Below are 11640 nucleotides of genomic sequence, written 5' to 3'. Positions count from 1 at the left end.
GGCAGCTTGGCCTTGGGGAACCGCGCCCGCAGCGTCCGGGCGAGCCCGGCGCCGAGCGCGCCACCGACTCCTCCGCCGAGATCGGCACGCTGATCGGCCGCCTGTCGGCCGACGAGGACATGGACGGCGAGACCCGCGGCCGCCTGCTGGCGCGGCTGACCCACCTGCTGGCGGGCAGCGTGCGCAGGGCGGGTGCCGCGGGTCTGGCGCGCGGCCGGCTGCTGGCCGACGCGCTGACCGCGGCGGCGCCGCACATCCCCGTCCGCGACCTGGAGACCCTGCGCGCCCACCACAAGGGGCTGGAGGGCGAGGAACTGGCCGACAGCCTGGTCCGGGTGGCGTGCAACGCCACCACGGCGGTGGGCGCGGCCGGCGGCGCGCTGGCCGCGGTCGAGTTCGCCGCCCCGCCCCTGCTGCTCACCGCCCCCGCCCAGCTGGCCGCCGAGACGCTCGTGGTCGCGGCCATCGAGGTCAAGCTGATCGCCGAACTGCACGAGGTGTACGGGCTGCGCGTGCAGGGCTCGGGCGCCACGCGGGCCGCGGCGTTCCTGACCGCCTGGGGCAGGCAGCGCGGCATCCATCCCATGGAGAGCGGGTCGTTCACCAACGCGCTGGGCTCGGCCGCCAAGGTGGCCCTGCGCAAACGGCTGATGCGCTCCTTCGGCCGCAGCATGAGCACGCTGGGGCCGTTCCTCACCGGCGCCGCCGCCGGGGCCGCCCTCAACCGGGCCGCCACCAGGCGGGTCGCCGAGGCCGTGCGCGCCGACCTGCGACGCCACACCCCCGCCCAGCCGCCCGCGTCGCCGTTCACGCGGTCCGTGCCGTCCCCGCGGGCCGGGCTGGACGCCCCCGCCCGGCAGGCGGCGGACGACGGCTCCCCCGGCCGGTTGCCGCCGCCCGGCCCCGCGCCCGGCTCCGGGCAGCTCCCGCCGCCCGCTCCACCTCCGCCCGGCGACTGACCCCCTCCCCGCCGGGCCGGCCCGCCGAGGCCGGTGACCGAACGGGCCGACCCTGGTCGCGATGCGGTGGTTTTCCGCCATCGGCCGCCGCACCGCCAGGGTCCACGGCCCGGTCGGCGCCGCCGCTGACCGGCAGGCGCCGCCGTTGACCGGCAGGCGCCGCCTGTGACCGGCCGGGCGGCGGCGCGGGCCGGTCAGACGAACTCCAGTTCCCCCTTCACCGAGTCGCGTCCGGCCAGCCACATTCCCAGCGCCTCCCGCGTGCCGCGCACCTCCGGGCCCCGCCCCACGGGACGGTGGCCGTCGGTGGGCACGAGGCGGTGGCGCAGCACGCGACGGTTCAGCCACAGGCTCAGCTGCAGCCCCTCACGGAAGATGGCGGTGGCGACCGTGTCGGGCACGGTCCGTTCGTGGCCCAGTCCGCGCAGGACGTCCTGGTGGTGCATGCCGAGGTCGCCGAGCAGGAACGCGGCGCCGGCGCGGCTGGTGACGCTGGGCCGGTCGGCCCAGTGCGCGGCCCACTCCATCAGCCGGTCCCGCGACAGCCGGCGGGCGCGTTCGACCTGGGCCTGGTTGGCGGCGTTGATGCGCGGGCCGTGCGGCAGGTAGGACGCCAGAGGGTAGTCCAGGAAGATCACGTGGGCGAGGACGTCGCGGGGCGCCCACCGGGAGCACAGCGTCCGCCCCGACTGGAACTCCTCGTCCGACAGCTCCGCCATCGTCTCGATCATCCTGCGGCGCTCGGCGCGCAGTTCCTCCTCGTGCGGGAAGCTGATCGCGTCCAGAAAAGGCATCGTGGCCGGTCCCTTCCGACGGTGCGGGACCGACCACGATACGCGGGCGCTGGACCCCCTATCCAATAGGGGTGCGTCAGACGTCCACCTTCAGGTGGGAGGGCAGCTCGCCGGTGCCCTTGGCCCACTGCCGCGCCGCGGCCCGGGTGGCCAGCAGCCGGGCCACCTCCATGCCCACGCCCATGATCACGGCCCAGCCGACGGCCTCGCTCAGCGCGACCTCGGGGGACTCGGGATTGGTCGGCGGCTCCTTGCCGGTGGTCTTCTTCCAGGCCAGCGTGATCACCTTTCTGGCGGCGAAGCCGCCGGCGAAGGCGGCGGCCCCCGCCACGATCCGCCAGCCGATGTCGCCCTTCTCGGCCATGCTCGTCCTCCCGTTGTCCTGACTCGCCCCGACGCTACCGGAAGCCCCCTACCGGGCACGGGAAGTCCGTCCTGCGACCGGGAGCGTCCCCCGGGACGGGGCGTTAATTCACGCGCGGACCAGCGGCGTTGTTCCTACCATTGGTGCATGACCGGACAGCCGCGCATCCCCGACGTTCCCGCCAGGCCCTCACTGGACGGCCTGGAGGACAAGTGGGTACGCCGCTGGGACGCCGACGGCGTCTACCGGTTCGACCGCGACCGCCCCCGCGACGAGGTCTACGCGATCGACACCCCGCCGCCCACCGTCAGCGGGTCCCTGCACGTCGGCCACGTCTTCTCCTACACCCACACCGACACGATCGCGCGGTACCAGCGCATGCGCGGCCGCGCGGTGTTCTACCCGATGGGGTGGGACGACAACGGCCTGCCCACCGAACGCCGCGTCCAGAACCACTTCGGGGTGCGCTGCGAGCCCTCGCTGCCGTACGAGCCCGATTTCGAGCCGCCCGCCGAGCCCGACCCCCGCCGCCCGATCCCGGTCAGCCGCCGCAACTTCATCGAGCTGTGCGAGCGGCTCACCGCGATCGACGAGCGGGTGTTCGAGGAGGTCTGGCGCCGGGTCGGCCTGTCGGTCGACTGGAGCCTGCTCTACACCACCATCGGCGACCGCGCCCGCGCCGCGTCGCAGCGCGCCTTCCTGCGCAACCTGGCGCGCGGCGAGGCCTACCGGGCCGAGGCCCCCACGCTGTGGGACGTCACGTTCCGCACCGCCGTCGCGCAGGCCGAACTGGAGGACCGCGACCACCCCGGCGAGTTCCACCGCCTGCGCTTCCACGGCGGCGACCGGCCCGTGTACGTGGAGACGACGCGTCCCGAACTGCTGCCCGCCTGCGTCGCGCTGGTCGCGCACCCCGACGACGAGCGCTACCGGGAGCTGTTCGGGGGCACCGTCCGCACGCCGGTCTTCGGCGTCGAGGTCCCCGTCGTGGCGCACCGGCTGGCCGACCCCGGCAAGGGCTCGGGCATCGCGATGATCTGCACGTTCGGCGACGTCACCGACGTCACCTGGTGGCGCGAGCTCGACCTGCCCACCCGGGCGATCATCGGGTGGGACGGCCGGCTGGCCGCCGACCCGCCGGCCGGGGTGCCCGCCGCGCCGTACGCCCGGCTGGCGGGCCGCACGGTCGCCGCGGCCAGGCAGGAGATCGTCGCGATGCTGCGCGAGTCCGGCGACCTGGACGGCGAGCCGCGCCGCGTCGTGCGCCCGGTCAAGTTCTACGAGCGGGGCACCCGGCCGCTGGAGATCGTCACGACCCGGCAGTGGTACCTGCGCAACGGCGGCCGCGACGCGGCGCTGCGCGAGCGGCTGCTGGCACGCGGCCGGGAGCTGAACTGGCATCCGCCGCACATGCGCGTCCGCTACGAGAACTGGGTCGAGGGGCTCGCCGGCGACTGGCTGGTCTCCCGGCAGCGGTTCTTCGGCGTGCCGGTCCCCGTCTGGTATCCGCTGGACGGCGACGGCGAGCCCGTCCCCGGCGAGGTGATCACGCCGCCCGAGGACGCCCTGCCCGTCGACCCGTCCGCCCAGGCCCCGCCCGGCTACACCGAGGACCAGCGGGGGAAGCCCGGGGGCTTCGCCGGCGACCCGGACGTCATGGACACCTGGGCCACCTCCTCGCTCACCCCGCAGATCGCCGGCGGCTGGGAGGACGACCCGGAGCTGTTCGCCCGCGTCTTCCCCTACGACCTGCGCCCGCAGGCGCACGAGATCATCCGTACCTGGCTGTTCTCCACGGTCGTGCGCGCGCATCTGGAGCACGACTCGCTGCCGTGGACCGACACCGCGCTGTCGGGCTGGATCCTGGACCCGGACCGCAAGAAGATGTCCAAGTCCAAGGGCAACGTCGTCACGCCCCTGGGGCTGCTGGAGCAGCACGGGTCGGACGCGGTGCGCTACTGGGCGGCGAGCGGGCGCCTGGGCACCGACACCGCGTTCGACACCGGCCAGATCAAGGTGGGCCGCCGCCTCGCCATCAAGATCCTCAACGCGTCCCGGTTCGTGCTGGGCCTGGGCGAGCCGGGCGCGCACGCCGTGAGCGAGCCGCTCGACCTGGCGATGCTGGCCGCGCTCGCCGACGTCGTCGAGGACGCCACCGCCGCGTTCGAGGACCACGACTACACCCGCGCGCTGGAGTGCACCGAGCGCTTCTTCTGGGAGTTCTGCGACGACTACCTGGAGCTGGTCAAGGCCCGCGCCTACGGTGACGGCGCCGCGGCCAGGTCCGCGCGCGCGGCGCTGCGCACCGCCCTGTCGGTGCTGCTGCGGCTGTTCGCGCCGATCCTGCCGTTCGTGACCGAGGAGGTCTGGTCGTGGTGGCGGGACGGGTCGGTGCACCGCGCCGCCTGGCCGGTCGCCGCCGAACTGCCCGGGGGCGGCGACCCGTCGGTCTTGGCGGCCACCGCCGCGGCGCTGCGGCAGGTCCGCAAGGCCAAGTCGGAGGCCAAGGCGTCCATGCGCGCCGACGTGGCCCGCGCGGTCGTCCGCGGCGCCGCCGCGTCCGCGATCGCCGTCGCCGACCTGGCCGCCGCGGGCCGCATCGCCGACCTGACCGTCGAGGACGGCACCTCCCCCCTCACCGTCGACGTCGCCCTGGCCCCCGCTCCTTGACCCGCGCCGCACGGGGTACACCGAATGGCGTTCCGTTTCGGAGGGGCACGCGCTAGCGTAAGTGAGCGCTGACAATCCTTGGGGAGGAGCCGCCCTGTGACGGACCTGCAGGAGTACGGCCGGCGGGCGCGTGCCTGGCTGGAGGCCAACACCCGCGAGCTGCCGCCCGATCCGGACCTGGCCACGGCCCGCGCGTTCATGGCGCGGCTGTACGACGCGGGGTACTCGGGCATCACCTGGCCCGCCGCGTACGGCGGGCAGGGCCTGTCGGCGGCCGAGGAGCGGGCCTTCCAGCAGGCCGCCCGCGACTTCACGCTGCCGATCGGGGTGTTCGGCATCGGCCTCGGCATGTGCGGGCCGACGATCCTGTCGCTCGGCACCGAGGAGCAGAAGCGGCGCCACCTGCCGCCGCTGCTGCGCGGCGAGGAGATCTGGTGCCAGCTGTTCTCCGAGCCGGGCGCCGGGTCGGACGTGGCGTCGCTGCAGACCCGGGCCGTCCGCGACGGCGACGGCTGGGTGGTCAACGGGCAGAAGGTGTGGACGTCGGTGGCGCGGCAGGCCGACTTCGGGCTGCTCATCGCGCGGACGGACCCGGACGCCACCAAGCACCGGGGCATCACGATGTTCATCGTGGACATGCACGACCCCGGCGTGACCGTCCGGCCGCTGCGCGACATGACCGGCGAGGCGCACTTCAACGAGGTGTACTTCGACGACGTGCGGGTCCCCGCCGACCGGGTGGTGGGGCAGGTGAACGGCGGCTGGCAGGCGGCCGTCACCACGCTGCTGCACGAGCGGGTGTCCATCGGGATGGGCGCCGCCCGCACCGAACGGCCCGCCTCGTTCGACGCGATGTCGGCGGCGGCGCGCGACCGGGGGCTGCTCGCCGACCCGGCCGTCCGCGACCTGCTCGTCGACCTGTACGTGCGGGAACGGGCGTTCGACCTGTTCAGCGCGCGGCTGTCGCAGGAGGTCAAGGCCGGGATCGACCCGGGCGCGCGCGGGTCGGTCGCCAAGCTGCTGCTGGCCGAGCTGACGCTGTCGGCCGCCGACACGGCCAGTGAGATCCTCGGCCCGGAGACGGTCGCCTACGCCGGGCCCGGCGAGGGCAGGATCGCGCGGGCGCTGTCGTGGGCGCCCGGCATGGCGCTGGGCGGCGGCACCAACGAGATCATGCGCAACATCATCGGGGACCGGGTGCTGGGGCTGCCGCGCGAGCCGCAGGTGGACCGGGACGTGCCGTTCCGCGAGCTGAAGGTCGGCACGCAGGCGAAGGAGGCGGGCCGATGAGGCTGATCCCGTCCGAGGAGCAGAGGGAACTGGCGGCGTCGGTGCGGGCGTTCCTGGCCGACACCGCGCCGATGGCCCGCGTCCGCGAGATCGCCGAGTCCGACGAGCCCTACGACCGGGACGTGTGGCGGCGGATGACCGGAGAGCTGGGCCTGGCCGGGCTGGCGATACCCGAGGCATACGGCGGCGCGGGCGCGGGGCACGCCGAGGTCGCCGTGGTCATGGAGGAACTGGGCGCCGCCCTCACCCCCGCGCCCTATCTCGCCTCGGCCGTCCTGGCGGCGAACGTGCTGCTCGCGGCGGGGGACGAGCAGGCCGCCAAGGACCTGCTGCCGGGCATCGCGAGCGGGCAGACGGTCGCCACGTTCGCCGTGCCGCAGCCCGGTGAACGACTGCCGTCGTGGGACGGGCGGGGGCTGACCGGCACCCTGCCGCGCGTCCTCGACGGCGCCGGCGCCGACCTGATCATCGTCGCGGCCGAGGCCGACGGCGCCACCGCGCTGTTCGCCGTCGAGGGCGGCGAGCGGACGCCGCTGACGACGCTCGACCTCACCCGCCCGCAGGCCCGCGTCGACCTCGCCGGCACACCCGGGCGCCGCGTCGCCGCGGCCGACGCCGACGCCGCGATCGGCCGCGCCCTGGACCTGGCCGCGGTCGCGCTGGCCGCCGAGCAGCTCGGCGGCATGCGCCGCTGCCTGGACACGATCGTCGAGTACGCCAAGCTGCGCGTGCAGTTCGGCCGGTACGTGGGGTCGTTCCAGGGCGTCAAGCACCGGCTGGCCGACATGCACTGCACGCTGGAGCAGGCCGAGTCGATCGTCCGGTACGCGGCGTGGACGGCCGACGAAGGCCCCGAGGAGCTGCCCGTGGCGGCGGCGCTCGCCCAGGCGTTCCTCGGCCCGGCGTACTTCCGCGTCGCCAAGGACCACCTGCTGCTGCACGGCGGCATCGGCTTCACCTGGGAGCACGACGCGCACCTGTACTACAAGCGCGCCAAGACCGACGAGCTGCTGCTGGGCGCGCCCCGCGACCACCGCGCCCGGCTCGCCGGACGCCTCGGCCTGCTGCCCTGAACGCCGCTCAGTACGTGAACGGCAGGTGCTTGATCCCGTTGATGAAGTTGGAGTAGAGCCGGTCGGGCTCCCCGGCGGCGCGGATGCCGGGGAGCCGCCCGAACAGCTCCCGGAACATCACGGTGATCTCGCGGCGGGCCAGGTTGGCGCCCAGGCAGAAGTGCGGTCCGGGCCCGCCGAAGCCGACGTGCGGATTGGGGGACCGGGTGATGTCGAAGACGTCCGGGTTCGCGAAGACCGTCTCGTCGCGGTTGGCGGAGTTGTAGAACAGCAGCACCTTGTCGCCCGCGCGGAAGCGGTGCCCGTTCAGCTCGTGGTCGCGGGTGAGCGTGCGGCGGAACTGGATGACCGGGGTGGCCATCCGCACGATCTCCTCCACCGCGCCGCCGATGCGGCCCTCGAAGTCCTCCAGCAGCAGGGCCCGCTGCCCGGGGTTGTCGGTGAGCAGCTTCAGCCCGTGCGCGATGGCGTTGCGGGTCGTCTCGTTGCCCGCCACCACCAGCAGGATGAAGAACGAGCCGATCTCCTGGTCGGTCAGCGCCTCCCCGTCGACGTTCGCCCGGACCAGCGCGGAGACGAGGTCGTCGCCGGGGTCGCGGCGGCGGCGCCGGGCCAGCTTCATGGCCAGGTGGTTCAGCTCGTACCCGGCGGTCATGACCTTGGCGAGGCCGTACAGGACGCCGGTGCGGGTGATGCCGTCGCGGGCGAACCGGCGTCCGCCGGTGTACTCGGGATCGCCCAGGCCGAGGATGATGTTCGTCCGGTCGTACACCATGGGCCGGTCGTGCTCGGGGATGCCCATCATGTCGCAGATCACCCGGACCGGGAGCCGGGCGGCGACGTCGGTGACGAAGTCCCCCGGGCCGTCGGCCAGCACGTCGTCGACGATGCGGACGGCCTCGGCCCGCAGGTCCTCCTCCAGCTTGGCCAGGACGCGGGGGGTGAACGCCCGCGACACGATACGGCGCAGCCGCGCGTGCCGCGGGTCGTCCATGTTGATCATCGAGCCGAAGTAGCGGGCCAGGTAGCCGGGCAGGTCGGCGATGCTGTTGGAGCACGGCTCGCTGCTGAAGACCTCGGGCGCGCGGCTGGCCGCCACCACGTCGGCGTGCCGCACCAGCGCGTGGTAGCCGGGCCCGGTGCGGATGAACGGCAGCTTCAGCTCGGGGAAGAACGCCGGATGCTCGCGGGCGCGCAGGGCGGCGAACGCGGCCTCCCGCTCGTGCGGCGGGCGGGACCAGAAGTTCAGGTCCGACAGGTCGATGTCGCGTGCCGTGCGCGCCGTGGTCGCCGCCATGACCGCATCCCTCGATCAGAATGATGTTCGGTTTCCATGGAAACCCGCGCCCGAGGAGGGCGTCAAGCCATGACGATCCGGCGGCGCAGCACGGCGCGCTCGGCGGCCGTCCAGGTCGTGGACGCCAGCAGGTACACCCCGGCGGCCAGCGGCAGGAACGCCGCCACCACGACCGTGCCGAACGGCAGCAGCCGCAGCGGCCCTTCGGCGTGCCGGGACGTCCACCACGCCACGGCCGCCAGCAGCGCGAACAGCCCGAGGAACACCAGCGACGGCGGCGCGAGGATCCCGGCGCCCCCGGCGACGCCGATCCAGTTCTGGCCGAGCGGAGTTCCCAGCAGGGTGTGCGCCAGAAGCAGATTCTGGTGCCCGTTCACGGTGGCCGACACGAACAGCCGGTACATCACGGCGAGCACCGGCATCTGCGCGAGCGCCGGCCCGATTCCGGCGAACGGCGACGCGCCCTCCTCGGCGTACAGCGCCTGCAGTTCGCGGCGCAGCCGCATCGGGTCCTTGCCGTGCCTGTCCCGCAGTGCCTTGATCTTGGGCAGCAGCCGGACGCGGGCCCGTTCCCCGCGCGCCTGCGCGACGGCCAGCGGCACGAGCAGCCCCCGGACGAGCACGGTGACGACGACTATCGCCGCCGCCACGGACGGCCCGTCGCCCAGGAAGCCCAGCACGTCCGCCGTGGCGGTCACCAGATCATGGGCGAGCGACACCGGAGCGTCGAGAACGAACATGAGTGAAAGCCCTTCGGGAGTCGGAGATCAGCGGATCGAGGTCGCGATCTCCGCCCCGGGGGCTCTGGGACGGGGCCGTCCCGCCGCGTCCGGGTCGCGCTGCGGCAGGAAGGCCGTGCGGAGCGTCCGTTCCCGCAGCGTCGTGCGGACCCGTGCTGGCGACACGCGCGGCTCCGCACGGACGGCCGCGGTCGCCGCGACGGCCACCAGCAGCCCGGCCAGCGCGAACGCCAGCGCCGCGCCCTGCCCGCCGTCGGCGGTCACCAGTGAGGACAGCAGCGTCAGGAGTGGCGCCCAGATCCACGCGATCTCGTGCACGTCCGGCCCCTCCTGCGAACAAACCCGCTCATTCCGACGCCCCATCCCGCCCGATGGTTCCCGCTCCGTCCCCCGGGCGCGCGCCGTCGTTTCCGCCGACCTGTTCCAGCTCGGCGAGCACGGTGGCCGGCCTGTGAGAAGGGTCGGACCGGATTTGGCGGCAGGTGTCAGCGAGTGGCAGGTGCGAGCCGGACCGGCAGCGGGTGAGAGATGGGTGGACGTGGACGGTCCCCGGGATCGGCCCGGAGAGGCCGCCCCTCCGGAGGCTGGTCACCGCTCTGCGGATCGTCGCCGAGGCGATGGAGTGAGCCGGGACGGGACGGGCGTTTGACCTCAAGCTTGGTTGAGGTGGCACGGTTGGGCCATGACCACACAGAACGACACGATCCTTCTCTTCCGCAACACCATGCGCATCACCGACGGCCATCTGGAGAGCTTCCGCAGCGCCATCGTCCGGGCCGTGGAGTTCGCACAGCAGCACGGGCCGCAACTGATGGTGCAGACCTTCGTGGACGAGGAGCGGATGCTCGCGCACAGCTTCCAGCTCTATCGGGACTCTGATGCGGTCCGCACGCACTGGAAGATCGCGGACCCGTACATCCAGGAGGTGATGAAACACTGCCGGGTGGAGCGCTTTGAGGTGTTCGGCGAGCCGGACGCCGACGTGGTGGCGGGCGTGCGCTCGGGGGTCGGTGAGCAGTGCTCGCTCACGTTCTCCCCCCGTATCGCCGGCTTCGTCCGTTTTACTGCGGCGTCTCAGGCCTGACCAGCGCGACCGTGTGGGATCCGGCCTTGGGCAACAACGGGACAGCCGTAGGCGGCGCCGAGTGCTCTAGCCGAGATAGAGCCATGTGAGGGCGGTGAGCGCGGCCAGGGCGGTCGTCTTGACCAGGACCGGGAGGCGCAGGGCGACGAGGGCGGCGCGGGAGGGGGAGCGGGACAGATAGGTGAGGGCGGCGCTGAGGGCGCGGCCCGCGCCGAAGGCCGCCCCGGTCAGCAGCGTCGCCGCCGGGCCCTGGTGGCTGAGCGGCAGGCCGAGCGCCAGGACGTACGGGGTGGTCGCCGGCAGATAGGTGCGGACGCCCGTCCCGAGTTCGAAGCCGAACTGGAGCGCGCCCGCGCGAAGGCGGCCGAGGAGCACCTCCTGCGGGATCTGGCGGGCGTTCTGCGGCAGCCGCAGCGACACCAGCCCCAGGTCACGGGCCGCACCCAGGGCCGCGATCACCAGGATCGCGGCCGTGCGCCCGGGCGGCGGCAGGGGCGCCGCCAGGCCGGACAGCAGCCACGCCACCGCCGCGCTGAGCGTTCCCCCGAGCACGAGACCGAGGGTGAAGACGGCGAGGACCTCGCCCTGCCGTACCGGAGCCCGCCAACCTGGCGAGAACAGCGTCGACTCGCTGTTACGCGTTCAGACCGAGCCCGACAGCGCGTACCCGGCGAGCGCGCCCACCGACGCCCAGCACAGGACGGTCGCGTCCCGCGCCGCCGCGGCCACCGCGAGCAGCGCCAGCGCGGCGACCGGCAGGAGCGGCTCGGTCAGGCCGCGACGCAACCGCCCGGTCGCGGCGGGCGCGTCCGAGGCGACCGTCATTTCTTCACCCAGCCGAAGTCGTCGTCGTCCCACTCGGTGTCGGGCACGGGGGCCTCCTTCGGGGAGGGGGTGGTGCGGCACGACATCGCCTTACGGCAGATGGTCCTGTACCAGTTGCCGCGCCTGGACTTCTTCCAGCCGTCGTGGCACCGCCAGGTGACGCCGCGGCTGCAGTTGCCGCACTTGCCGGCGTACGCCCACAGCCAGCCGTCGTACCCGCCGCCGTAGCACTGGTTGGGGCGCAGCTTGTACCTGCCCGGGTGGGACGAGCCCGACTTGTGAAAGCCCTTGTGCCCGCCGCTGGTACGGCAGCAGGTCGGGCACACCAGGCTCGGCCCGCAGCCGGGGGAGCAGTTGTGGTCGTGCGCGTAGGAGGGGCAGCGCGGATAGATGTCGTAGTAGCCGGCCAGGCTGAAACCGGCGGCCAGGGCCTGCCGGGCGGGCGGGAACACGCCGAGCGCGTGCAGCCCGGCGGTCGCCCCGGCGGCCGCCAGCCCCGCCAGCAGCCCGCGCCGCCCGAGCAGGGGCGGGCGCTCGCCGGGCA

13 protein-coding genes are annotated in these 11640 nt (G+C 73.9%); 5 read left to right on the top strand and 8 right to left on the bottom strand.

From position 1 onward, the window contains the following. The coding region (locus tag ABD811_RS40700) for a hypothetical protein (protein ID WP_425549511.1) at positions 1 to 959 on the top strand (959 nt) is incomplete at its 5' end. 194 nt (positions 960 to 1153) lie between these two features. Here ABD811_RS40700 and ABD811_RS40695 read toward each other — a convergent pair. Both ABD811_RS40695 and ABD811_RS40690 read right to left on the bottom strand, forming a co-directional pair. After that, entirely contained in the window at positions 1154 to 1753 is a 600-nt protein-coding gene (locus tag ABD811_RS40695) for a maleylpyruvate isomerase family mycothiol-dependent enzyme (protein ID WP_344958537.1), read from the bottom strand. Between the two features lie 76 nt (positions 1754 to 1829). Further along, positions 1830 to 2117 (bottom strand): DUF4235 domain-containing protein, encoded by a 288-nt coding sequence (locus ABD811_RS40690; protein ID WP_344958535.1) that lies wholly within the window; start codon positions 2115 to 2117, stop codon positions 1830 to 1832. Between the two features lie 147 nt (positions 2118 to 2264). On the opposite strand from ABD811_RS40690, the gene valS reads away from it, so the two are divergent. From valS to ABD811_RS40675, 3 genes are all read left to right on the top strand, one after another. Further along, positions 2265 to 4787, top strand: a complete 2523-nt coding sequence (gene valS / locus ABD811_RS40685; RefSeq protein WP_344958533.1) for a valine--tRNA ligase — start codon at positions 2265 to 2267, stop codon at positions 4785 to 4787. A gap of 96 nt (positions 4788 to 4883) precedes the next feature. Further along, a complete protein-coding gene (locus ABD811_RS40680) occupies positions 4884 to 6077 on the top strand; it encodes an acyl-CoA dehydrogenase family protein (protein WP_344958531.1) in 1194 nt (397 codons plus the stop codon). After that, positions 6074 to 7150, top strand: coding sequence for an acyl-CoA dehydrogenase family protein (locus ABD811_RS40675; protein ID WP_344958529.1), 1077 nt, complete (start codon positions 6074 to 6076; stop codon positions 7148 to 7150). The genes ABD811_RS40680 and ABD811_RS40675 overlap by 4 nt, the downstream gene beginning before the upstream one ends. A gap of 7 nt (positions 7151 to 7157) precedes the next feature. Here the strand turns inward: ABD811_RS40675 and ABD811_RS40670 are convergent, their stop codons facing one another. The 3 genes from ABD811_RS40670 to ABD811_RS40660 all read right to left on the bottom strand — a co-directional run bounded on the left by ABD811_RS40670 (position 7158) and on the right by ABD811_RS40660 (position 9505). Then, positions 7158 to 8447, bottom strand: coding sequence for a cytochrome P450 (locus tag ABD811_RS40670; protein ID WP_344958527.1), 1290 nt, complete (start codon positions 8445 to 8447; stop codon positions 7158 to 7160). Between the two features lie 62 nt (positions 8448 to 8509). Then, a complete protein-coding gene (locus tag ABD811_RS40665; protein WP_344958525.1) occupies positions 8510 to 9187 on the bottom strand; it encodes a YidC/Oxa1 family membrane protein insertase in 678 nt (225 codons plus the stop codon). Positions 9188 to 9214: 27 nt separating this feature from the next. Next, positions 9215 to 9505, bottom strand: a complete 291-nt coding sequence (locus ABD811_RS40660) for a DUF6412 domain-containing protein (RefSeq protein ID WP_344958523.1) — start codon at positions 9503 to 9505, stop codon at positions 9215 to 9217. A 364-nt stretch (positions 9506 to 9869) separates the two neighbouring features. Between ABD811_RS40660 and ABD811_RS40655 the strand changes: the two genes are divergently transcribed. Beyond that, on the top strand, positions 9870 to 10271 hold the full coding sequence (locus ABD811_RS40655; RefSeq protein WP_344958521.1) for a hypothetical protein: 402 nt from the start codon (positions 9870 to 9872) through the stop codon (positions 10269 to 10271). Positions 10272 to 10337: 66 nt separating this feature from the next. Here the strand turns inward: ABD811_RS40655 and ABD811_RS40650 are convergent, their stop codons facing one another. The 3 genes from ABD811_RS40650 to ABD811_RS40640 form a co-directional block, all read right to left on the bottom strand. Then, positions 10338 to 10823 (bottom strand): hypothetical protein, encoded by a 486-nt coding sequence (locus ABD811_RS40650; protein ID WP_344958519.1) that lies wholly within the window; start codon positions 10821 to 10823, stop codon positions 10338 to 10340. A 90-nt stretch (positions 10824 to 10913) separates the two neighbouring features. Then, positions 10914 to 11096, bottom strand: coding sequence for a hypothetical protein (locus ABD811_RS40645; protein ID WP_344958517.1), 183 nt, complete (start codon positions 11094 to 11096; stop codon positions 10914 to 10916). Beyond that, the coding region (locus ABD811_RS40640; RefSeq protein ID WP_344958515.1) for a hypothetical protein at positions 11093 to 11640 on the bottom strand (548 nt) is incomplete at its 5' end. The genes ABD811_RS40640 and ABD811_RS40645, both read right to left, overlap by 4 nt.

The organism is Actinomadura miaoliensis, assembly GCF_039536785.1.
In the GTDB taxonomy this organism is placed as follows: Bacteria; Actinomycetota; Actinomycetes; order Streptosporangiales; family Streptosporangiaceae; genus Spirillospora; species Spirillospora miaoliensis.
The sequence above is the reverse complement of the archived record's forward strand: the minus strand, read 5'-3'. Positions and strand labels throughout refer to the sequence as shown.

Bases quoted from the DNA above. Each gene is read 5' to 3' on its own strand.
- ABD811_RS40695 (WP_344958537.1), bottom strand. From the start codon at position 1,753: ATGCCTTTTCTGGACGCGATCAGCTTCCCGCACGAGGAGGAACTGCGC.
- ABD811_RS40690 (WP_344958535.1), bottom strand. From the start codon at position 2,117: ATGGCCGAGAAGGGCGACATCGGCTGGCGGATCGTGGCGGGGGCCGCC.
- ABD811_RS40655 (WP_344958521.1), top strand. From the start codon at position 9,870: ATGACCACACAGAACGACACGATCCTTCTCTTCCGCAACACCATGCGC.
- valS (WP_344958533.1), top strand. From the start codon at position 2,265: ATGACCGGACAGCCGCGCATCCCCGACGTTCCCGCCAGGCCCTCACTG.
- ABD811_RS40670 (WP_344958527.1), bottom strand. From the start codon at position 8,447: ATGGCGGCGACCACGGCGCGCACGGCACGCGACATCGACCTGTCGGAC.
- ABD811_RS40665 (WP_344958525.1), bottom strand. From the start codon at position 9,187: ATGTTCGTTCTCGACGCTCCGGTGTCGCTCGCCCATGATCTGGTGACC.
- ABD811_RS40675 (WP_344958529.1), top strand. From the start codon at position 6,074: ATGAGGCTGATCCCGTCCGAGGAGCAGAGGGAACTGGCGGCGTCGGTG.
- ABD811_RS40645 (WP_344958517.1), bottom strand. From the start codon at position 11,096: ATGACGGTCGCCTCGGACGCGCCCGCCGCGACCGGGCGGTTGCGTCGC.